General features: G+C 39.0%; 23 protein-coding genes and 1 riboswitch. Of the genes, 6 read left to right on the top strand and 17 right to left on the bottom strand.

Annotation, left to right across the window (positions count from 1 at the left end; genetic code table 11):
- Positions 1 to 162: 162 nt before the first annotated feature.
- The 8 genes from V6C17_RS11090 to xth all read right to left on the bottom strand — a co-directional run bounded on the left by V6C17_RS11090 (position 163) and on the right by xth (position 8,356).
- Positions 163 to 984 (bottom strand): lipoate--protein ligase family protein, encoded by an 822-nt coding sequence (locus V6C17_RS11090; protein WP_333522645.1) that lies wholly within the window; start codon positions 982 to 984, stop codon positions 163 to 165.
- Positions 978 to 1,937, bottom strand: a complete 960-nt coding sequence (locus tag V6C17_RS11085) for a radical SAM protein (RefSeq protein ID WP_333522644.1) — start codon at positions 1,935 to 1,937, stop codon at positions 978 to 980. The genes V6C17_RS11090 and V6C17_RS11085 overlap by 7 nt, the downstream gene beginning before the upstream one ends.
- Positions 1,934 to 2,794, bottom strand: a complete 861-nt coding sequence (locus tag V6C17_RS11080) for a radical SAM protein (RefSeq protein ID WP_333522643.1) — start codon at positions 2,792 to 2,794, stop codon at positions 1,934 to 1,936. Before V6C17_RS11080 ends, V6C17_RS11085 begins: the two co-directional genes overlap by 4 nt.
- Entirely contained in the window at positions 2,782 to 4,233 is a 1,452-nt protein-coding gene (gcvPB, locus tag V6C17_RS11075) for an aminomethyl-transferring glycine dehydrogenase subunit GcvPB (RefSeq protein ID WP_333522642.1), read from the bottom strand. Before gcvPB ends, V6C17_RS11080 begins: the two co-directional genes overlap by 13 nt.
- Positions 4,230 to 5,576, bottom strand: a complete 1,347-nt coding sequence (gcvPA, locus tag V6C17_RS11070) for an aminomethyl-transferring glycine dehydrogenase subunit GcvPA (protein ID WP_333522641.1) — start codon at positions 5,574 to 5,576, stop codon at positions 4,230 to 4,232. The genes gcvPB and gcvPA overlap by 4 nt, the downstream gene beginning before the upstream one ends.
- Positions 5,577 to 5,578: 2 nt before the next feature.
- On the bottom strand, positions 5,579 to 5,968 hold the full coding sequence (gene gcvH, locus V6C17_RS11065; protein ID WP_333522640.1) for a glycine cleavage system protein GcvH: 390 nt from the start codon (positions 5,966 to 5,968) through the stop codon (positions 5,579 to 5,581).
- A 35-nt stretch (positions 5,969 to 6,003) separates the two neighbouring features.
- On the bottom strand, positions 6,004 to 7,107 hold the full coding sequence (gcvT, locus tag V6C17_RS11060) for a glycine cleavage system aminomethyltransferase GcvT (protein WP_333522639.1): 1,104 nt from the start codon (positions 7,105 to 7,107) through the stop codon (positions 6,004 to 6,006).
- 255 nt (positions 7,108 to 7,362) lie between these two features.
- Positions 7,363 to 7,451, bottom strand: a riboswitch (glycine riboswitch).
- 116 nt (positions 7,452 to 7,567) lie between these two features.
- Positions 7,568 to 8,356 (bottom strand): exodeoxyribonuclease III, encoded by a 789-nt coding sequence (gene xth / locus V6C17_RS11055; protein ID WP_333522638.1) that lies wholly within the window; start codon positions 8,354 to 8,356, stop codon positions 7,568 to 7,570.
- Between the two features lie 245 nt (positions 8,357 to 8,601).
- On the opposite strand from xth, the gene V6C17_RS11050 reads away from it, so the two are divergent.
- Entirely contained in the window at positions 8,602 to 9,564 is a 963-nt protein-coding gene (locus V6C17_RS11050) for a bile acid:sodium symporter family protein (protein WP_333522637.1), read from the top strand.
- 246 nt (positions 9,565 to 9,810) lie between these two features.
- Entirely contained in the window at positions 9,811 to 10,359 is a 549-nt protein-coding gene (locus tag V6C17_RS11045) for a ferritin family protein (RefSeq protein WP_333522636.1), read from the top strand.
- 123 nt (positions 10,360 to 10,482) lie between these two features.
- Here V6C17_RS11045 and V6C17_RS11040 read toward each other — a convergent pair whose 3' ends face one another.
- Positions 10,483 to 10,890 (bottom strand): VOC family protein, encoded by a 408-nt coding sequence (locus tag V6C17_RS11040; RefSeq protein WP_333522635.1) that lies wholly within the window; start codon positions 10,888 to 10,890, stop codon positions 10,483 to 10,485.
- Positions 10,891 to 11,103: 213 nt separating this feature from the next.
- Here V6C17_RS11040 and V6C17_RS11035 point away from each other — a divergent pair, with 213 nt between their 5' ends.
- Positions 11,104 to 11,535, top strand: coding sequence for a C-GCAxxG-C-C family (seleno)protein (locus V6C17_RS11035; protein WP_333522634.1), 432 nt, complete (start codon positions 11,104 to 11,106; stop codon positions 11,533 to 11,535).
- Between the two features lie 44 nt (positions 11,536 to 11,579).
- Here V6C17_RS11035 and V6C17_RS11030 read toward each other — a convergent pair whose 3' ends face one another.
- The 3 genes from V6C17_RS11030 to V6C17_RS11020 form a co-directional block, all read right to left on the bottom strand.
- Positions 11,580 to 12,845 carry a GDSL-type esterase/lipase family protein gene (locus tag V6C17_RS11030; protein ID WP_333522633.1) on the bottom strand — a complete coding sequence of 422 codons (1,266 nt, stop codon included), beginning with the start codon at positions 12,843 to 12,845 and terminating at the stop codon, positions 11,580 to 11,582.
- A gap of 85 nt (positions 12,846 to 12,930) precedes the next feature.
- Positions 12,931 to 14,304 carry an RNA polymerase factor sigma-54 gene (gene rpoN, locus V6C17_RS11025; RefSeq protein ID WP_333522632.1) on the bottom strand — a complete coding sequence of 458 codons (1,374 nt, stop codon included), beginning with the start codon at positions 14,302 to 14,304 and terminating at the stop codon, positions 12,931 to 12,933.
- Between the two features lie 119 nt (positions 14,305 to 14,423).
- On the bottom strand, positions 14,424 to 15,053 hold the full coding sequence (locus V6C17_RS11020) for a TVP38/TMEM64 family protein (RefSeq protein WP_333522631.1): 630 nt from the start codon (positions 15,051 to 15,053) through the stop codon (positions 14,424 to 14,426).
- Between the two features lie 225 nt (positions 15,054 to 15,278).
- On the opposite strand from V6C17_RS11020, the gene V6C17_RS11015 reads away from it, so the two are divergent.
- The 3 genes from V6C17_RS11015 (at position 15,279) to V6C17_RS11005 (ending at position 18,307) form a co-directional block, all read left to right on the top strand.
- Positions 15,279 to 15,485 carry a hypothetical protein gene (locus V6C17_RS11015; protein ID WP_333522630.1) on the top strand — a complete coding sequence of 69 codons (207 nt, stop codon included), beginning with the start codon at positions 15,279 to 15,281 and terminating at the stop codon, positions 15,483 to 15,485.
- 179 nt (positions 15,486 to 15,664) lie between these two features.
- Positions 15,665 to 17,083, top strand: coding sequence for a DEAD/DEAH box helicase (locus tag V6C17_RS11010; RefSeq protein WP_333522629.1), 1,419 nt, complete (start codon positions 15,665 to 15,667; stop codon positions 17,081 to 17,083).
- A gap of 105 nt (positions 17,084 to 17,188) precedes the next feature.
- Complete coding sequence (locus V6C17_RS11005) at positions 17,189 to 18,307, top strand: hypothetical protein (protein ID WP_333522628.1); 1,119 nt, start codon at positions 17,189 to 17,191, stop codon at positions 18,305 to 18,307.
- Between the two features lie 60 nt (positions 18,308 to 18,367).
- Here V6C17_RS11005 and V6C17_RS11000 read toward each other — a convergent pair whose 3' ends face one another.
- From V6C17_RS11000 to V6C17_RS10980, 5 genes are all read right to left on the bottom strand, one after another.
- The gene (locus tag V6C17_RS11000; RefSeq protein ID WP_333522627.1) at positions 18,368 to 18,760 is read right to left on the bottom strand and encodes a hypothetical protein; all 393 of its coding nucleotides are present in this window, start codon (positions 18,758 to 18,760) and stop codon (positions 18,368 to 18,370) included.
- A gap of 29 nt (positions 18,761 to 18,789) precedes the next feature.
- On the bottom strand, positions 18,790 to 20,028 hold the full coding sequence (gene cydB, locus V6C17_RS10995; protein ID WP_333522626.1) for a cytochrome d ubiquinol oxidase subunit II: 1,239 nt from the start codon (positions 20,026 to 20,028) through the stop codon (positions 18,790 to 18,792).
- Positions 20,029 to 20,045: 17 nt separating this feature from the next.
- The gene (locus V6C17_RS10990; protein WP_333522625.1) at positions 20,046 to 21,392 is read right to left on the bottom strand and encodes a cytochrome ubiquinol oxidase subunit I; all 1,347 of its coding nucleotides are present in this window, start codon (positions 21,390 to 21,392) and stop codon (positions 20,046 to 20,048) included.
- Between the two features lie 449 nt (positions 21,393 to 21,841).
- Positions 21,842 to 22,168 (bottom strand): DUF1904 domain-containing protein, encoded by a 327-nt coding sequence (locus V6C17_RS10985; protein ID WP_333522624.1) that lies wholly within the window; start codon positions 22,166 to 22,168, stop codon positions 21,842 to 21,844.
- A 79-nt stretch (positions 22,169 to 22,247) separates the two neighbouring features.
- Complete coding sequence (locus V6C17_RS10980) at positions 22,248 to 22,613, bottom strand: VOC family protein (protein ID WP_333522623.1); 366 nt, start codon at positions 22,611 to 22,613, stop codon at positions 22,248 to 22,250.
- Positions 22,614 to 22,644 lie beyond the last annotated feature (31 nt).

Genomic DNA, 22,644 nt, shown 5'->3' with positions numbered 1-22,644 from the left:
ACAATCACGAACGTATTCAGCTAAAAACAAAGCTGACGCCACTTGAAAAACGGCGTCAGCATGCGTAATTTCATATAATCCTGCGACAGGGCTTCTTAATCGTGTCTATTCGCAAGGGTTCAGTTCATTTTCTGCAGGCTTCATTGTTTAAGCATACTAAAACTACTTGAAGTTCCAGCTATCTTTACTATATTTTTTATTAGCTAATTCTGTGCTTATTTGAAGTTCGTTTTTAGTAAGATCATCTTCAAATAAGCCAATACCCATAGCCTGACTGAAGCCATCTCGTATTTCCGCACAAAGCTCCTCCCATGGAATATTTCTTCCTAAAATTTGTTCAATTGAAACTGCACGCTGTTCAAGTAGTTTAATTGTCCGAACCCGCATTTCGGGTGAACTATAAAGAAATACTGATCCAACCAGTTCAGGCGAAAACTTAAGGAGAATCGATCCATGCTGCAAAATAACTCCATTCTTTCGCACTTGCGCACTTCCTACTAATTTTCTATTTTCATAGGTAACTTCATACTGGGATGGAGAATCAAAACAAGCAGCCGATGCACTTTTATGCCTATTTCCATATGCACCTTTTGGCATATTCATTTGTGCTTTTATTCCTAAACGCTGCAGCCCGCATAATAAGCCATTACAAAAATATCGATATGAAGCTAATATTGAGGAAGGAACCTCAGGTTCGTCTTCATTTACTATAATGCTGTATGTAAGTTCAGTTTCGTGCAGGACCGCCCGCCCTCCAGTAAGCCTTCGCACTATATCGATTCCAAGCCGTTGGCACTCTACAATATCTATTTCCTCAGTAGCTTTCTGAAAATAGCCTAAACTAACTGCTGCCGGTTTCCAGCCGTATAATCTAAATGTCGAAGGTACTAATTTATCAGAACAAGCAGTTAATATTGCTTCGTCAACTGCCATGTTAACAGCAGCATTCGCAAACCCAGAATCAATAAACCTCCATTTCAGCATAGCCCAATTACCACTTCGCTTTCCTGAATAGCCTTCAAAACTTCCGTATGGGTTAGCTCTCTAGGAAAATTATACATAACGCCACCGGGGCGTTCGTTAAAATATGGCCTGTTGCAGTCTCGGCAGCCACTTGTTTGAAAAGCGCTTCCGTCTTCTAAAATGTCATATAAATTTGAAACTAAAAAACCTGTTATACAACCATTGTTGAACTGTATGGACTTATAATCATACCCCTGCTTCAACAGCCAGTGGGCGATTTGAATTCGCCGGTATTGGCCTATTGTCTGAGGGCTGTACTCTTCAAGGCTGGTGCCACGTACTGGAGTAAAAGCAAAAAGTCCAACCGTAATACCCTGATTAATACATTCGGTCATTGTTTTTACCATATCTTCTTCTGATTCACCAAGACCAGCAATGAGGTGAGTTGTAATACTTCCAGGCCATTCCGTTGCACAAGCAATTAACAGGTCCCACTTTTCCTGCCAGCTGCCTGATTTTATTCGATTAAAAACGTCAGGTGTTGCGGCATCTAAAGGGATGCAGATACGCTCAGCTCCGTTTGCTAATAATTCTCTTGCCTTATCCACTGTTTTGATATTACTCGATACGCATATGGGCATCTTAGTATCTGTCTGTAATCTTTTTATAGCCGCAAGTGCTTCATCAATGCCCATCTCACTGTCAAGAACTTGCAGACAAGCCCTCCTAATCACACGTTTGGCATAGGCTTCTCCAATACCAGTAGAGGCTTGCTCTGCTTCACACGCCGGCCAAGTAATACGCGATAACCTGTTATTTGCCGAACTACTACCTTGTGACTGAGCACAGAACTTGCAATTATTTCGGCATTTTTCTCCGATCATTATATAAGCAGTAGAAGGATGAACATGCGTTGCTGCCTTTTTCTTACCAATTATATTGGCTGTACCTGCTGACAGCCTCCACATACTCATAGGCTGCAGCACTCCTCTCCCTTGAGTATTCTTAGTCCCAATTTTTCTGCTAACCGCATAGTGGCAGCAGTTGAATTGACTATTGTATTGATGCCTAACTTTACGGCCCATTGGTCAAGCTCATTACGATAACTTCCGCCAGGTCTCATACAACCTAGGTGAAGTGGAACATTTGGAAAGTCTACTCTTGCCTTCGCCAAAAATTTGACAACTGAAGTTATATTAGGTGGCATGCAGTTTGAATAATATGTATCCTTTGTTGGCGTAAACACAATAACAGTCAAACCATCAACACCTAGTTGTTTTAGTATATCTAAGGCTTGATATTCTCCTTTTATCTGTCCGGCAAGAAGTCCTATGCAAATATGGGGAATTACTCTTAAGTTACTGCGCAGTCTCTTATAACAATTAACATAGTCCTCCACTGTATGCTGCGTTCCCAGCACCTCGCGAATCGTTTGGTTATCACCTATAAAATCAAATGAAACAGTATCCGCAATTGCACTTAGATTAAGTATTTCATCATGAGTTACTAGTCCTGTATGAACGTTAAACCGCTTGGTCCTTTTTCTCTCGGCCAAATCTTTTATATAAGGATAAATTGGCACTTTACCTTCAGTCGTACACCCGCCGCTAATTAACCAACTGGAGGCATTAATATCGTCCTCTGTCAATTGTGTTAACGATTTCATATTTTTAAGATAATGTCCGCCGCAATGGCTGCAGTTTTGTTCGCATCTATCTCCTGTTACACTTATAGCCTTGGTTTTCGTCGGACTAACAAAACATATCTCAGGCGGAAAAAATTCATTTCTTACATTCCAAGCTCTTAAAACCTGAGTCTCTAAATTTTCCATCGAACCACCGGCTTACGTGCTGCCGTCGCCTCATCAAGTCTCCCGACAACAGTATTACATGGAGATGCCTTAACTCTAGTCGAATTTTTCACACATTCTTCAGCAATTTTACACATAACATCGATAAAACTATCTAAAGTTTCCTTACTTTCTGTTTCAGTTGGCTCTATCATAAGAGCCTCATCAACAATAAGCGGGAAATAAATCGTTGGTGGATGATAACCATAGTCTAATAATCGTTTTGCAATGTCTAGAGTCTTTACATCGTATTTCCGCTGGTTTAATGAAGTAAGTACACATTCATGCATACAAAATCGATTAAACGGTGTATGATAGAGATTTTTTAATTTACTGAAACAATAATTAGCACTTAGGACAGCACACTCACTTGCCTGCCTCAAACCGTCAGATCCCATCGCTCTGATATAAGCATATGCCCGCAAGATCACGCCAAAATTTCCATAAAATGCATGTACCTTACCGATAGATTTCGGACGATCATAATCAAGGTTATATTTACCGCCAGCATAGGTAATTATTGGTACTGGTAAGAAGGGTACAAGTTCCTTTTTTACACCTACTGGTCCTGCTCCAGGACCACCACCGCCGTGAGGGGTGCTAAAAGTCTTATGTAAGTTAAAGTGGACAACATCAAACCCCATATCGCCGGGCCTAGTAATGCCCATTATCGCATTAGCGTTAGCGCCATCATAATAAAGTAGCCCGCCTGCTTCATGAACGATTTTAGCAATTTCTTGTATATTGCTTTCAAAAAGTCCAAGGGTACTTGGATTTGTCAGCATTAACGCAGCTGTATCGGTACCAACAGCTGTTCTTAACGCATCAAGGTTTACAGAACCATCACTATTTGATTTTATTTCAACCGTCTTTAGACCGCACACTGTGGCTGAGGCTGGATTAGTGCCGTGAGCTGAATCTGGGACAATCACTTTATCGCGAAATTCACCGCGCTGTCGATGATAAGCACTTATAAGTTTTAAACCTGTTAACTCTCCATGAGCACCAGCAACTGGCTGCATGGTTATAGCATCCATACCTGCGATTTCGCATAAATACTTTTCCATAAAATACAGCATTTCTAGCGCCCCTTGGACTGAATCACTATCCTGAAGTGGATGAATGTTGTTAAGCCCAGCCAAGCGACTGATATCTTCATTAACCTTGGGATTATATTTCATTGTACAAGAACCTAGCGGATAAAATCCCGAGTCCACGCCAAAATTGCGCGTTGACAACCCAGTATAATGGCGAATTAAGTCAGGCTGACTAACCTCTGGAAACTCAACATCAGATTTACGCAAGTAATTAGCAGGAATTAATGATTCAATTGATTCTGTTGGAACATCAGCATCCGGTAAATCAATTGCCTTACGTCCTGGTTTGCTTAACTCAAAAATTAAGGCTTTACTTTCTCTCACAGTATCGCCCCCAATACATTAGCAAGCTTATCAATCTCGGATTTAGAACGCTTTTCTGTTACACATAGCAGCATGGAGTTAGATAACTCAGGGTAGTGTTCACTTAGATCAAACCCACCAATTATCCGCTCAGACAGTAATGATTTATTGACTTGTTTCACTGGCTTATTTAACTTAATTACAAATTCATTGAAAAATGGAGCTGAGAAAACAAGTTCACAGCCGTTTAACTCACTTAATCGCCGACTGGCATAATGAGCCTTTTGCAAACATAATTCAGCTATTTCCCTAAATCCTTTTCTACCAAGCGTACTTAGATAAACTGCTGCTCCTAAAGCACATAATGCTTCATTAGAGCAAATATTTGAGTTAGCCTTTTCACGTCTTATATGCTGCTCTCGGGCCTGCAGTGTAAGAACAAACCCACGGTTACCTTCAAAATCTGAAGTTTGGCCCACAATCCGACCAGGCATTTTCCTAATGAGCTTCTCAGTAGTTGCGAAGAAACCCAGATATGGTCCCCCGAATGCAGTTGGAAGGCCTAAAGCCTGCCCTTCTCCTACTACAATATCTGCTCCCAAATACCCCGGCGCTTCTAGCAGTCCTAATGAAATGGGATTAGCCGCAACTATTAAATAAGCTCCGACACTATGCGCATGATTACTCAAACTTTCTATATCCTCAACACACCCGAAAAAATTTGGATGTTGGACAATAACAGCTGCGGTATTCTTACTAATGAACTTATCTAGACTTTCCGAATCTACTATGCCATTACTAAAACTTACTTCGTTTATTTTAAATTCCAAATCTTTACCGTATGTTTTAAGTACTGCGCGATAATTAGGATTTAAACTACTTGCAACAACTATTTCTTTACGCTTTAAGGTACTGCAAGCCATCATAGCTGCTTCTGCGATAGCCGTACTGCCGTCATATAATGAAGCATTAGCTGCTTCCATTCCGGTTATCGAGCATATCATACTCTGGTATTCCCAAAGAGCCTGCAAATACCCTTGTGCTATCTCAGGCTGATACTGCGTATATGCTGTATAGAATTCTGATCTGCCTATTATATGATCAACAACACTAGGTATATAGTGATCGTATGCACCAGCCCCTAAAAAACAACTGTAATCTTGGAGATTTGCATTACTGGAGGCTAAAGACCGTAAGTGAGCTACCAACTCGGACTCGGCTAAGGCACGTGGTAAGTCCAACGGCTTTTTCAACTTTATATCTGATGGAATATCATTAAATAAGTCTTGAATAGACTGCACTCCGATTTCTGCCAACATTGCCTTGATATCATTTTCGGTATGCGGCAAATAACTTCGTGCCATATTTAATGGCCTCCTTCTTCAATAAGTTTTTGATATTCAGCAGCTTCCAGCAAATCATCTAGCTCTGATGGATTATTCAGCTCAATAACCGCAATCCAGCCTTCGCCATAAGGACTTTCATTTATAGCCTCCGGTTTATCGTTTAAAGCATCATTAACTTCGATAATTACGCCTGAAACTGGTGCGTAGATATCCGAAACAGCCTTAACGGACTCAACAACTGAAAATGATTGGCCTGCGCTAACACTGGTAAAAGCAGCAGGAACTTCCACAAAAACAACGTCACCAAGCTGGCCTTGAGCAAAGTCTGTAATCCCCACAGTTGCACGATCGCCTTCTACTTTCACCCATTCATGATTTTTTGTGTACCTAAGCTCATGCAAGATTTCCATTCTTATTTCTCCTCCCTATCAATAAAATTGTATCTTTAAGGATTTAAAGGTCTAGAATAAAAAGGCTTAGCAACTACCTCAGCTGAGACATTTTTTCCACGAATTTCGATCTCGATTGATTTACCAACTTGAGAGTAGACTGTGTTTATTAGACCTAGCCCCAAATTTTTATCTAGGGTTGGAGAATAAGAGCCAGATGTTACAACTCCAATGTTATTTCCAGCAGCATTAATCGGGTATCCCGCTCTAGCTATTCCTCTTCCTGAAACAGTAAATGCTATAATTTTGCGATTTAATCCAGCTTCCTTTTGTTTTAACAGTGCGTCTTTACCGGTAAAATTTGATTTTTTGAATTTTATAAATCGTCCTAATCCAGCTTCTAGCGGGGAAATTAGTGCAGATAGTTCATGCCCGTATAATGGAAGGCACGCCTCAAAGCGCAAGGTATCACGACACCCCAACCCTGCCGGTACAAGACCATACTCTCGGCCAGCCTTTAGCAGCTTCTCCCATATCTCATTGCTATCTTCAGGCTTGCAGTAAATCTCGAATCCATCCTCACCAGTATAGCCGGTCCTGGACAGTAAAACTGTTTTGCCACACACATCCGCATTAGCGATAAAATGGTAATAACGTAGTTCTTTAAGTGCTTCGGTTGTTACGTTTGATAAAATAGAGCAAGACAGTGGTCCCTGAATTGCAAGTTGGGCTATTTCTGAGGATAGATTATCAAGTACTACTTTAAAATTTGTTTTCTGTGACTGCAACCATTCCCAATCCTTATAAATATTAGCAGCATTAATTACTAGCAGATATTTGTGTGCAGAGTATCTGTAAATGAGCAAATCATCCACAGTTCCACCATCAGGGTAGCACATAGGGGTATACAGTGCTTGATTGTCAGTAATGTTAGTTACATCATTAGTAACTAACATTTGCAGAAAGGCTTCAGCATCTTCACCTTGAACTAATATCTCTCCCATGTGTGATACATCAAACAAGCCTGCTCTTTCTCTAACTGCTCGATGTTCGTCTAAAATCCCCTGATATTGTACCGGCAGCATCCACCCTCCAAAATCAATAATCTTGCCACCATAGCTAAGATGCGCATCATACAGCGGTGTTTGTTTTCCTTGCATTTACACCATCCTCCCTTGAAAAAGCAAGTTTCATGTAAAGAAAACTCGGCTTGCGCCGAGCCTTAGCGACAGCGGAAGTCGATACTTATCTCCTTATGCATGTAAGAAAGTTTTATACTTGCTTATCGTATAATAAAAAACAGAGACATAAAAGGCAAATAACCTTCTTTGTCTCTGTCACTTATACCTGAAAGTTTCGCCCGCAACGGGCTCCCCTTCGGTGATGCACCATTTAGTGCATTCTCTCCAGAGTCTAGTCCGGCTACGGTTCTTTTGCCTGAGAGTTTGGACAAAGAAGTCTTGCTCCTTCGGCGCCGCACAGCGTTCTCTCCCATAGCCATCATCCTAAGCTGTATTTTATTATTTTAAAAATCGTTGCAATAACCCTCTTGTAAAGTGTATGAACCTTGCTCCACGAAGATTCGCAAAATTTATAAAAGATTATCTTTCAACGCACTAATTACATTCTTTCAAATTCGGCAATAAACGGTGCATGGTCGGATGGCTTTTCAGCTTGACGCATTTCGGTATCAATCCAGGCCCGCAGCGACCGTTCCGCTATAGTTTTTGTAGCCCAAATATGATCGATCCTCCACCCTAGCTTTCTTTTAAAGCCATTAGGTACACGATAGTCCCAAAATGTAAAGTGACCATCGTCAGTTACGTGCTGACGAAAGATATCATTAAGTCCCCAGTTACGCATTATTTCTAATAAGTTATGCTCTTCTGGATGAAATCCTACAGAACCAAACAGCTTTTCCGGCGCATGTACATCACGATTATCCGGGGCAATATTAAAGTCACCCAACCAAATTACCGGCTCATTAGGCTGATAATTATGGCTGATATATTCACTCAGTCGCTGAAGCCACGCCAGCTTATGCTGAAAATGATCACTTGAAACATCTCTTCCTTGTGGTACATAGGTATTAATAATATTCACATTATCAACTTTTACGGAAATCAATCGCGCCTCATTTGAATACTCCAATTCGTTCAGGCCATAACTAATAACAGTTGGCTCTGATTTAGTAAGTATTGCAACGCCATTATAGGATTTTTGCCCCTTGAATACAGAGTAATAGCCGACCGCTTTTAGTTCGTCTACCGGAAACTTATCATCTTGAACCTTTGTTTCCTGAAGTGCAACTACATCAGGCTGTACCCTTTCTAACCACTCCAGTAAAATAGGCATTCTTGCTCTTATTGAGTTTACATTATATGTCGCTATTTTCCATGTATCATTCATTTTACTACTCCTTACCTAAAACTTTGCTTGAGTTATAAATTATACTCATATTAAGCTCAAAACCCTTTTTTTCGGCATTTAGTGTAGATTTTAGTCTTTGGTCTTTTTAGGAACTCTGGCGTATAATTAATATAAAGAAAACACGACTTATGCCGAACTTTGCGAAGCGAGTCCTATTTTCATAGCGGTATATTGAAATCAGCCCTCCTTTGAGGAGGGCTGTACTAATTTTTGGGGGTCTTTATATGTCTGCTTTCTTTTCTTCGTTAAACAATTGGTTGGGACGAAAAATGTTCTTAGTAGTATTATCCGGTCTGTTCTTAGGATTTATTTTGAAAATTCCTGATACTCCTTTAATAAGGTATTTAGTAGTTGCTTTTTTTGCCTACATGACTTTCGTTACCGCACTAGGAACAAGTTTCAAAGAATTTATCAAAGTACTAAGTAAACCATTGATACCACTTTGGATTTTAGTCTTAGTACATTTTGTAACACCACTGACAGCATGGTTAGCCGGTATCATATTCTACCCGGACGAACCCTTTATTCGTATCGGTTATCTAATTGGCGCATCTATACCGATTGGTGTTACATCAGTCATTTGGACCGCCTTAGTAAAAGGAAATTTAGCTGTGTCCCTTGTTGCAGTAACCCTGGATACAATCGTAGTGCCTTTGGTCCTGCCGCTTTTCTTTAATATGGTTATTGGGCAAACTGTCGAAATAAATTACGTCAAAATGATTTTAGACCTCTCACTGATGGTAACCTTGCCAAGTATCGCCGGTATGCTCCTTCATGATGCCACTGACGGACGTGTGGCAAACTTCACTAAAAACATCGGCGGGGCGACCTCTAAGCTATCCTTAATGCTTGTTATTTTAATAAATGCATCATTAGTAGCCCCACAGATTGTCTGGGATTTATCAATACTTAAAACTATGCTTGTAACCTTATTAATTGTTTCAACAGGTTACTTTGTTGGCTATCTAGGTTCTTACGTCTTAAAGGACCGCTCAAAAGAATCCGTTCTCACTATGATATACAATGTCGGTATCAGGAATAATGCTTGCGGGCTGGTATTAGCTTTATCTTATTTTCCGCCAGCAGTAGCCATCCCCATAACCCTCTCAATCTTGTATCAACAACCGCTTGCGACGATTATACCGCATATCTACAATTACTTCACAAAGAAATCTCACATCACATGAAAAACTACATAAACGAGTAAAAGGACCAGAGTATACATCGCCAAAACAACTGATGTATACTCTGGTCCTTTGTTTAAAACTCCTAAGAATAAGTGTACTTGGTCAAGCGTAAGATTAAAAGTCTAACAAAAACTAATTTTTTTAAAAAAATTTGCTTGATTTTCCAATGAACATCTTGTATATTATTAATTAGGAATTAGATTATTATTATCTATTAATAATAATTATTAAATAGGGGGAGATATAATGAAAAACTTTATTTGCACAATCTGTGGGTATGCACACCAAGGAGACACTGCGCCAGGCGCTTGTCCACAATGTAAGGCTCCAGCGGGCAAATTTATTGAACAGTCAACAAGAGAACTTAATTGGGCTGATGAACATCGCATTGGTGTTGCGGCAGGTATAGATGAGGAAGTAATTGAAGGCTTAAAAATGAATTTTATGGGTGAATGTACCGAGGTAGGTATGTACTTAGCTATGAGCCGTCAGGCTGACAGAGAAGGTTATCCTGAAGTTGCTGAAGCATATAAAAGAATCGCTATTGAGGAAGCTGAACATGCAGCAAAATTCGCTGAGCTTCTTGGTGAAGTAGTAAATGCATGTACTAAAAAGAACCTTGAATTAAGAGTAGAGGCAGAATACGGCGCATGTAAAGGTAAGTTAGATTTGGCTAAGCGCGCTAAAGAACTAGGCCTTGATGCAATTCATGATACAGTTCATGAAATGTGTAAGGATGAAGCCCGCCATGGCGCTGCCTTCAAAGGTCTTCTAGAAAGATATTTCAGCAAATAAATCACCAGCAAACAAGCTTCACCGCAAAGTGAAGCTTGTTTTTTATTTTTATGTAAGCCGTATTGTTTGTCTACGTAAACTAAGGCGTACAGCCCTGCTGTACGCCTTAACATTGTCCAGTAATTATTTTTTGAAAGAGTCATAAATTTTCTGGTACTCAGGTGTAGCTGGTATTGATTTGTAAATATAGATATGAACCCTGTTGGGGTCATTGACTACAAAACTGCGTTCACCCCATGGCTTATCCTGCATTTCCTGATATATATTCAGCCCTGCCTTTTTAAGCCTCAAATATTCAGCATCAACATCTTCTACTTCAAAAGATAAAATCAGCCCTCGGCCGTTAAAAAATTCACCTTCTTCACGCTGCGGCAAAGTAAAGCTTATTCCGGCTTCAAGGCTAGGTGACAAAAGCTCTATATACCAGTCACTTTCATATACAAGATTAAATCCGAAATGAGTCATATAAAAATTTTTTGATTCTTTTAGCTTTTCCGTACTAATCGTTGCATCGATACGTTTTATCTTCATAACCTATCTACCCCATACCTATAGTATTATAGTATCTTCTAAATTCGAGATTTATCAATAAAACACCTGCCACTAATAATATAATTTGCTAACTTATTCTATTCTATTAATCATTTTTTAAATATAGGTAGGTAAATCATCTTAAAACCACGAATTAATTTATTACGCTTTTAGAATAGTTACAATTAAAAACTTTATTGGAGGGAATTTCTGATGCTTTACGAGCTTATTAACGAAGGTTTTGGCGATAAGGAAGATTTTAATTGTGCTGAAAAAATTTTGTACGGTGCTAACCAAGCGTACAATCTTGGGTTTAGTCATGAAACATTAAAATTATCAGCAGGTTTTGGCGGCGGTATGGCAATCGGCAGTGTATGTGGCGCATTAACCGCAGCCGTAATGGTTCTAAGCAGTCTATATGTAAAAAACAATGCCCATGAAAGCACTAAAATAAAAGCTCTCTCACTAGAATTATTTTCTACCTATCGAAAGGAAATGGGTGAAATAAACTGCGGACCGCTTAAAGCTCGTTATAGAACTGAAGAATTGAAATGCCGCAATGTAATCGCAACTGCTGCAAAAGTGCTTGATAGAATTATTGAACGTGAAAACGGCCAAAGTGCCCCCTGTAAAGCCGTCATCTAAAAGAAATGCCTAAGATCCCTGACTGGGCTCTTAGGCATTTTTTATTATATATTTTCACCAAAGTTTTTTTTAAGATAGCGACCTATTTTCTTACCAATTTGCGCCTTTCCCTTTGTATCGGGGTGTAAACCATCTGCCGCTGCTAGATGAGGTAGTAAGCCATCAGGTCCAGTCAATAATGGGGCAACGTCCACATAAAACTCTTGATCTTTAATCCAGTTGTTAACCTTAATCCGTTCACTTTGCCAGCTAGCCTCAGTCTCCTGGTTAAAAACTTTTTTTATAACATCCGGATTCACCGGAGTTACAGTAGCAAATATCGGAGTAATACCATGCTCCTGACATTTTTCCTTAATTTCACGCAAGTTATTAATTACATCCTCAGCGGCAGCACCCCCGCGCAGATCATTAATACCGCCCATAACTACAAGCAATTTTGGAGCAAAAGGTAATACTTCTTTTTCAAACCTAGTATTCATCATTGAGGTTGTGTCTCCGCTATGACCCAAATTTTTCACAGGAAACCCTGTATAAGTTGTCCAGTCATAAGCCGGATCGCTTGGCGGGTTTGATATAGCACCACCGCCGTGAGTAATGCTGTCACCGAAAGCTGCTACTTTAAAACCACCATGCTTTACTGTAAATGGTAAAGCTTCCGACCAATTTCCAACTGGATTACCACTGCTATCCTTGGCTTGTACCCGCCACCAGTAAGCACCCTCCTGTGTATAGGCAGTCTCGTCATATAAGTCAAAGGAACGACCACCACTTACAGTTAAGCTTTTTATAACTTCAGGCGTATGATCCATCTGCTTTGCAGACAAAATCTGTACTTCATAAGAATCAGCACCTAATACAGGTATCCAAGAATATGCCTGGTAAAGTTTAGCGGCAGGGAAGCTTTCCAGCCTGGCGGTCGCTAACGGCGAGGACGGATCAGGTTCACCATCATTCAATCGTCGAGGCGAGCTAAAACTGGAAATTGGTTTTTTGTCTGAGTTAAGTGCCCGAACCTGCCACCAAAGCGTCTTAGGATCAGCATTAATAGTCGCCAATTCAACTTCAACCCCTGGTGCATATATATCACTATATGTGATTATAGTCTCAGTTTTAAGTGTCTTTCGCCCTTTATCTGATGATTTGCTGATAACTATAAACTCATACATCACTGCATCTGGAACTGCGCTCCACGATAAGCGAACTTTACTAGCCCCCTCAATTTTAGAAGCCTGAGTAGCTTTAAATTCAATATGATAAGAGAAAAGAATGACCGACAAGCATATCAAAACACGTAAAGCTATTTTAAACATATTAACTCCTATATTGATAATAAGTTTCAATAACAGTTTCTGCCTTGACTAGCCAAAACCCTTTTGGGAAAAATAGTATAACCCCTCAAGGACCATCATACCGTTTTCGCTTTGTCGAGGATGCGATCCCCATTTCCTCACGATATTTAGTCACCGTACGACGAGAAATAGTTATTCCTTGTTTAGTCAGTAATTCGCTAACCGCCTGGTCACTTAGAGGATTTAAGCAATTTTCCTGCCTAATAAGACTTTGGATTTCCTTTTTTATGTTTGAGGCAATAAATTCTTCGCCGCTTGAAACATTGACACGATTTGCAAAAAAAGTGCGCATACTTAAAACTCCATGGGGTGTATCAATATATTTATTAGCTACAACTCTGCTGACTGTAGATTCATGTATGCCGAGACGATCCGCAACTGTTTTCATAATTAGCGGGCGAAGATGCTGCGGACCATAATCGAAAAAGCCTCGCTGCAACTCAACTATTGCTTTAGTAACGTTATATAAAGTATTACGACGCTGCTCAACACTTCTTATAAGCCAAATTGCTGAATTAAGCCTATTTTCAATATACTTCTTCAATTCGTGATCTTGACTAGAAGAGGCTTGGCGATAGGCCGGATTAATTACTAACTTTGGAACTGAACTGTCATTTATAAGGATAACGTATTCCTCATTAACACGTTCGATAGTTACATCTGGCACTATATACCCGGCATTTTCAGCACTATAAGATAAACCTGGTTTAGGATTTAGTTTTCGAATTACATCAACTGCTTCCTGAACCTCGGGGAGTGTACAATTTAATTTTTCGGAAATATAACGGTATCTAGCTGACGCTAAATCTTGCAGATGGTTTTGAATAACCTTCTTTACAACATTATTGTATATACCTTGACTCTTAGCTTGAATTTCTAGACACTCACGTAAATCGCGTGCCCCCACTCCATCAGGCTCAAATGTTTGGATAATATTTAAGGTTTCTAGTACGAATTTTACTGGTACATTAAGAGAAAGAGAAACTTCTTCTGCTTGGCACCTTAAATATCCGTTATTATCAATGCAACCTATAAGATACCGTCCGACCTCATGGTGAAGGTTACTGGTAACAGTTATATCTAGCTGGAATTCCAAATGATCGTGCAATGAGGTCTCTCTTGCTGCAAAAAATTCAAAACTTGGATTATCTGCATTATATATCTGTTCTTTTTTATCCTTTCCCCCGCTGTATAGATATCTCTCTAATGCTGATATTTCATCAAAAGTATACCTAGCTTGCTCCGACTGCTTTTCACTGCTACTTGTTATGTCATATTCCAAAATTGGGTTCTCAAGAAATTCATTTTCCAATGCTGTTGCTAGTTCTTGTGTGGAAAGCTGAAGGATTGCAATAGCCTGTCGTAGTTCCTGCGTCATCATTAATTTTTGATGCATCTCTAACCTTAAGCTAAAATCCATAAGCAACACCCTAACATCATTTTGTTATTTAATTTTATGTTTAATGCAATGTAATATTCCTTATTCAAGAGAAGCTCTAATATAAAAGATCTCCTTTTCTAATATGAAGGAGATCTTAATTAACGTTTTATATGATTGTGGTTATCATAAATATTGCTAAGATCGTTCTTAAAAACAGCCCGCGATAACAAGTGTGGCAAACAAATACATACAACTACTACAATTACTGCACCCCACAACGCTGTTAAGAACGAGCGGTTCATCACGTTACCCAAATAACAAAACGCCAAGGCACCAGGAACACTGCCGAGGAATGTTCCAACAAAATAAGGCCAAAATCTAATTTTGGTTAAGCCAGCAAAAAAGCTAACAGCATCCCATGGTATTGCCGGAACTAACCTCAGTATAAGCATGTACTTAAGCCCCTGGGTTTCAAGTTGAGCATTTATTGCTTCTAATCGAAGTACCTTAGGGAAACGCTGAATTATCTTATCGTTCCCTAATATACGCGCTAACCCAAAACATAGCACTGCGCCTAGTACCGTACCAAGAATTAGATATATAGAGCCAAAAATCGGTCCAAAAGCTAATCCTCCGGCTACCGCCAAAATGATTGGCGGAAAAAAACACAGCGGCCTAATGGTGTTTAAAAACACATAGGCTATTGGCCCCCACCAGCCTAATGAAGTAATTAATTTACTAATAGCTTCTGGCTTAAATCGTTCAAGACCAAACCCATATATATACATAAAGGCTACTATACTAGTAAGAATGAAACAACCAGTTATAGCAGGTTTTGATAAAGAATTATTAAAGTATCTCATGAGTATTAATTATAGTAGTATCTGGAAATACTGTAAAGAATTTTTTAACTGCACTCCACATTATATATTTTGAAAATTCTGCAAAATTTTGTAATAGTCTCCAGCCTCCATGTATAAACATGTAGAAAAAGGTCCAAAGGAGGCAGAGCAATGCTTAATAAGAGCGAAAATATCGTATGGAGCGAACTTCAAACAAGGTGTGTACCTGAGTCTTTTGTGCAGTATTTCGACTTTTCTGGTGAATTGAAAGTAAGAGATTCCTTAACAAATGAATTAATCACACTCCAATTAGCAAACTGTAGTGAGGTCCAGCAAGCGGCTAGAATCTTTGGTATTAAACCTGGCTACCAATATTAGGTGAAGTATGTTATAATAAAAAGATGGCTCATTTACCAAATGGGGTAAAAAGGAGCTATCTTTTTATATTTTGTGCCTATATTACTAATACTATTATTACCTTATTAAAAGCCATATTATAGTAAAAGAATGGTGTGGGTATTATAATATATAATAGAACAAACAAGGAGATGAATGAATTGGATAAATTTAGAGAGTTAGGATTAAGCGATTATTTAATCAGGTCACTTAACGATATGGGCTTCGAGGAACCTACCCCAATACAAGAAGCAGCTATACCTCCCGTAATGGCTGGTAATGATCTTATTGGACAAGCCCAAACCGGAACAGGCAAAACTGCTGCCTTCGGTATTCCGCTAATAGAAAAGTTAAAAAATACTACAGCGGGTATACAAGGCGTAATATTAACACCTACCAGAGAACTCGCAATTCAAGTTGCAGAAGAGCTTAATAAAATTGGGCAATTTGCCAATGTTTTTGCACTGCCGATCTATGGTGGACAGGAAATCGGGCGACAAATCAGAGCCTTGAAAAAAAATCCTCAAATAATTGTGGCTACTCCAGGCCGCTTGATGGATCATATGGATCGCCGCAATATAAGACTAAGTGAAACTAAAGTTATTATCCTAGATGAAGCAGATGAGATGCTTAACATGGGCTTCATCGATGATATTGAAAAAATATTAAAAGAAACTCCGGATAGCCGCCAAACTTTATTATTCTCAGCCACCATGCCAAAAGCAATTCAAAACTTATCACAAAGATTTCTGAAGAACCCTACCTTCGTAAGTATTAAAGGCAAAGAGGTCACTATTCCCCTTGTAGAACAATCCTATATTGAATTACAAGATAGACAAAAATTTGATGTACTATGCCGCTTGCTGGATATACAGGCTCCGCAGCTATCAATCGTTTTTGGCAGAACTAAGAGACGGGTAGATGAACTTTCCGAAGCTCTGAAAAAACGCGGCTATTCGGCCGAAGGTATTCATGGAGATTTAACGCAAGCCAAGCGTGATAGTGTATTACGGCAATTCAGAGACGGCGTGATTGATATTTTGGTAGCTACCGATGTTGCCGCAAGAGGTTTGGATGTCAGCGGCGTAACCCACGTATATAATTTTGATATTCCACAAGATGCCGAAAGCTATGTACATAGAATTGGCCGTACTGGACGAGCTGGCCAGACTGGCTCAGCACTTTCCTTTGTAATTCCGCGTGAACTTGAGCATTTGAGAACTATCGAAAGACTCACCAAAAGAAAAATTGTCAGAATGGCGATACCGACAATAACTGATGCTCTAGAGGGTCAGCAGAAATTAGCTGTGGACAAGCTGCTCCATATTATAGAAGAAGGCAATTTCGATGAATATAAAGGCCGAGCGGAAGAACTCTTAACAGACATCGATTCTGTCTCCCTTATATCTGCCGCCCTTAAACTACTGACAAAAGAGCCGGATACTACGCCAATAAAATTGACAGAAGAAGCACCTCTAAGGGTTCGTCATGACCGCGGCAATAGGCCATATAATAAACGTAAAGTTTCCGGAGATGGCCGTCCGCCAATTAATAAAAATCGTTCACGCCCCCGTTCCTGATTAAATTCAAAATTTAACCCTCCTTCTTATGCCAAAAACTGCTTGTATTAGTTGGGACCAAACTTTGGACAAACTAATATAAACATATGTAGAAGGGGGCAGTTTATGATAAACTCAAGCAAAAAAGGTCAAAAAAGAAGATATAAGCGAATTGCTGCTGCACTTGCTGGGGCGGCAGTAATTTCTTCCGCACTACTGCCCAGCATTCCAATTTTTAAAGTACATGCCTCTCCCAAGGTAGATAATGTCAGTTCTCAAACAGTAACTAAGGATGAATATTTCGCGGCAAAAAGCTCTCCGCTAAAAACAGCAAGAGAACAAGCTGATAAATATGGCTTTAACACAAACCGCGATAGATTCTCGTTGCAGAAACGAACCGATAATAACGCAACGGTTATCATTCGTACTGCAGACGGCAGAATGTATAGAATGGAACTATCCAGACATGATAACCGCGACTGGCGCATTGACAGTGTGCGGCCGATCAGTGAATCAACCGCTACATTAAGTGATCCCGTAAAAGAGGTTAGGGATAACGCTTATCGCTTCGGCTTTGATACTGATACCAGTAAGTTTAGTCTACTGTCACTTACCGGTTTAAAGGCAGTTGTTCAAGTACGCACAACTGGTCAAGATTTTAAGGTAGATTTAATAAAAAGACAGGGCGACTGGGAAATTACTGCTATCCGCGGTATCGGTAATTCAAAATATCCAGCAACATATATACCAGCTAGCATGTTCCCTTATACAAGCCTTCTGCCCAAGCCAGTTATCAATGTTGGTGAAACTAAAGTCCTTTTCAGTTCTGATAAGTTCAATGGATGGTCCTGGTTAGAAAACACTTATCCTGCTGATAGGTCGTTTGGTATTCTCCTGCAAGATCCTCGACTTAGTGATACAGCTGACCTTTATCCAGGCAGTGTCATAGACTCAATAAAAAATGTTGATTTCGGGAAAAACTTTGTCCTCTATGCATCATTGGGAAGTGCTAGCGCAAAAGGTTATGGCATAGGAATTGAAAAGGTTGTTCAAACAGGTAATGATTTTACTGTTACAGTAAGAGCAAAAAGCCCTCGTGCAGATCAGACTCAGCCAGCAACAAAGTTTTCCGATTATGTAACACTTAATCGCGCGTCCTTGGACTTTAGTGATCCTGTCAGCATAACCTTTGTTGATGTAAAAGGAAACACCTTAAGCCAATATACACTAAGACTAAGATTCTAGCAGTAAATTTAAAGCCTGAATCCAGCTAAATTGCGGATTCAGGCTTTGATTGATTTTCAGCTAAAATGGCGAGTTTTCGTTGGCTGTAGTATATAAGTTGGCTATTACTGATTTATAATTTGTTAATTCTTCATCACTTGTTTCAGCATCATAAAGCCTGAATAATAGCTCATCAAACAATCCAGTCGCAACATCAGTAGGCATTTTAGTCGTACCTAAAACGAACGCCAGCACCAAAAGAGAAGTCATCTTTGCCGCAGGGGTCTTAGCAGCACTTAGTTCAATAATCATATTTACGATGGTTTCCTCATGTGGATTTTTGCTGAATTCTCTTATCCACTGAAAGCTTGAATCTAGCACTTGTCCAGCTATCTCTGTTATACAAGCTTCATCGCCAATATTAGAATACTGCTGTATGAATGCTTTTATTAATTGTGTGTATTGTTCCTTCAAAAAAGATACCTCCCGAAAAACAAATCATTCTAATCAGTTCTTCGTTTTTGATCTAAAGCCTGCTTAATATTTCTAAGACAATTAGATTTTTTTGCATGCCTGAATAATGCTTTAAAGTATACTGGTTTTAAATTCTTTATAATATTTCCATCTCTGCTCCTTAATGCATCTACTATTTCTTTGATAGTTTCACTAAACAGCTTCGCCAATTCAATCTTCTTTATAAATTCCTTATTCTTTTGCTTAAGTGTAGTAGTTAGTTTTTTCATCTCAAGTTTAGCAGGGCTTAAACGTTCCCAGAACATATAGAATTTCCAGGCTTGACAACCGATAACTATAGGTAAAACGACGAACATTGTTGTAGCAATTATTTTTAATGTAGTCTGGCTTGCAGCCGAATTATATATATCTAAGCTATGTTCAGGGCTTATCGTCGAGACTATTATTTTTGGAAAAAGAGCGATTATAATACTTGTATATATTAAAATTATTGCACTTGTGCTGGCTAGTAGACTTAGCATATACTCACTGTTCTTAAGCAGTCTGCTGCCTTTAAGCAAAATTAAGAAAGACATTGCTAACGTGATAACTGCCAAAGTTTTCTCACCTGTCGAAGTATCAGTTATTGTTAGGATAAAAAAACCTAAAAATACTATAAAAATATATCTATATATTTGCAGCCCGATATTTTTAAAACGCTCATCTAGGCCCTGCTCAAGTCTAAGGGCCAGATAAGTTGAGCCGTGTATCAAAAATACCATTGTTAAAGTTATCCCCAGCGATACCGTGTACATGCTAAGTACGGCAAATATCGTGCCGCTGTATTGCATATCTCCGTCAATAGGTAAGCCTTTTAAAAGACTTGCGATTGCAGTTCCCCATATCAATGGAGGAATAAAGCTTCCGCTAAAAACGCACCAATCACAAATTTTCCGCCATTTAAAACTGCGCTCTTTACTACGCAGCTCTATTGCTACCCCCCTGAAAATTAAAGTTACTAAAATTAAAAACAAAGCAGGATATAAGCCGCTGAATAAAGTTGCATATACTTCCGGAAAACTTGCAAATAGTACTGCTCCAGCTACTATAAGCCAAACCTCATGGCCCTCCCATACTGGAACGATAGAATTAATTATTACTTGTTTTTCTAGTTCTGTCTTACCTGCAAATGGCAGTAGCATACCTACGCCATAATCCAGACCTTCTAGTATTAAATATCCTAGTAATAAAAAACCAAATAGACCAAAGCAGATTATATTAAAATCCATTTTGCCACCTATCTAAGTTATTCAAGCGTTTCAGGTCCGTCGTAAATAATATTACGCATAATATACATGGCCACTAGCGCAATAAAGGCGTATATGCTGACAAAGCTTATAAGAGAGATCCATATATATGTAACAGGTACTACCTTAGAAACACCATGTTCGGTTAATTGTAAGCCGTACACAATCCAAGGCTGCCGCCCTAATTCGGCGATTAACCACCCTGCAGTATGGCAAACAATTATTAATGGCATTGCAATCATAACCCCTTTTAGCAATGAAATTTTTAAGGCTAAATGCCGCTTTTTTTGCCACCACAAGCAATATGCTGAAAGCAACAACAGCAAAACTCCTATAGCAACTTTAACGCGAAAACTCCAAAACAATATGCCTACAGGTGGAATATAATTGTTTTGTCCATATTCGCTGTAAAATTTGTATTGAAGCTCATTTATTCCCTCAACCTCGCTATTAGAGCGATTTGTGGCCATGATTGATAACATACCTGGCACACTGATTTCAGCTCTATTCCTACGCTGCTCTTCATCAATTATCGCAGCAATTGAAAAGGGTGCCTTAGCTGTAGTTTCCCATATGGCTTCCATAGCAGCAAATTTCATGGGCTGAGCTTTAACTAGATATTGAGTATAAAGATGACCACTAAGAAGAAGCATTGCTGTAGTAGCCATTGCGCAAACTACACCTATTTTGAAAGACTTATTAGCAAAATTCTTATGTCTTTGCTTAATTAAATAGAAAGCGCTCACAGTCATAAGAAATAGCCCGCCTGTTAATAAACCTGATAGCACTGTATGAGAATACTGATATATTAAATATGGATTCATCATTATCGCTGATAAATCAGCCAGCTCCAATCGCCCATTTTGATAACTATAGCCTATTGGTTTTTGCATAAAAGCGTTGGCGGCTAATATCCAAAACGCCGAGTAGTTACTGCTTATAGCAACAAGCCAAATAGCTAATAGATGTACCTTGCGCGAAAAGTGGTCCCAGCCGTATACCCAAATCCCAATAAAAGTTGATTCTATAAAAAATGCAGTTAAAGCTTCAAACGCCAATGGAACTCCAAATACGTCACCAACAAACCGCGAGTACTCTGACCAATTCATACCGAATTGAAATTCTTGAACTATGCCTGTAACTACTCCGACTATATAGTTGACTATGAATAGTTTCCCCCAGAAGCGGGTCATTGTCTTGTATATCTGTTTATCCTTAACCAGGTATATAGTTTGCATTATAGCAATTAAAACTGATAGTCCCAATGTAAGTGCTACAAACCAGAAGTGATAACTCAAAGTAATACCAAACTGCAGTCTTGATAAAAGCAAGGCGGTATCGTTCATTTACTCCCCCGTCATGGATGCATAATTTGTGCTATTTCTATTATGTCTATTTTTACCACATATCAATTCTAGAAAACAAAAAAAACTAGCCGCTGCCAACAGCAGCGACTAGTTTTGAAGGGGTTGGGCTATTATCTGCTCGTAAATGTATCATCTTGCAACAAGACGAAAAGGAGTAGGATTATTGCTAGAACGATTAAAATATCATCATTATTGTTGTCACAACCAAAAAATCTCATGTAAACTCCTCCTTTGTGGGCACTTATATATTTGTTCCATCCTATGAAAAACACAGCCAATTTGCTAATGTTTATTAGTACTAATTTTTATTTTTTTAGTTCTCGATCATAAAAATATGTAATTGTTTTGGTGAGTAGATTTTAGAAGCACAAAAACCGGGGCTCAAAATGCCCCGGTTTTTGTACTTCTAAATGTTTAATTTCTAGCCATTAGTAATGCTGTCCATTTTCATAGTATTTTTCTTCGCTTAAAGTTATAAAGTATATTTCAACTTGATCGTGCCCCAAAGCTCGAATATTACGATCTATAACGGCCGCAGCCTGGTCTTGCACCGACTGACCTCTGTCAAACCAGTTTACTTGCACAATAGGAGATCCTGAAACCTCTTCGCCATCATAAACAAATGTTGAATTAACTGCTTCAATAGTAAAATAGTCCCGCGGACAGCCTATTATGGTGGTAAGCTCGTCTACCAACTGTTTACTCATCTTTTTTATTAAGTTTTTTTCCATGCCTCGAATAATAAGTTGGGGCATCTTATTCCCTCCTGATTTAATTAAAACACTGAGCATAATTATGCCCAGTGCTAGTATCTTTATTATTTAATTTTTAAAATTACCGGTTTTCAGGAAGAATTTCAATCCAATAGCCATCCGGATCTGAAATAAAATAAATTCCCATGTCCTTATTCTCGTAACAAATACAGCCCATATTCTTATGTAATTCATAAGCCTTATCAAAGTCATCGACGACAAATGCCAGATGAAACTCGTTTTCACCCAAATTATATGGCTCGGTACGATCATGCAGCCAAGTAAGCTCAAGATTGTGCTGAGTTTTTCCATCACCTAAAAACACCAAGGTAAAGCCTGGTCTTTCTTTACGCCTTACTTCAACGAGACTTAATGCTTCGCGATAAAAAGCAAGACTTTTTTCAAGATTTAGGACATTAAAATTGTTATGCACAAACTTAAACTGCATGGGTAAATCCTCCTTAATATTTTTCCCAAAG

The organism is Dendrosporobacter sp. 1207_IL3150 (assembly GCF_036763085.1).
In the GTDB taxonomy this organism is placed as follows: Bacteria; Bacillota; Negativicutes; order DSM-1736; family Dendrosporobacteraceae; genus JBAIYU01.
This window is presented reverse-complemented; position numbering and strand designations above follow the sequence as displayed.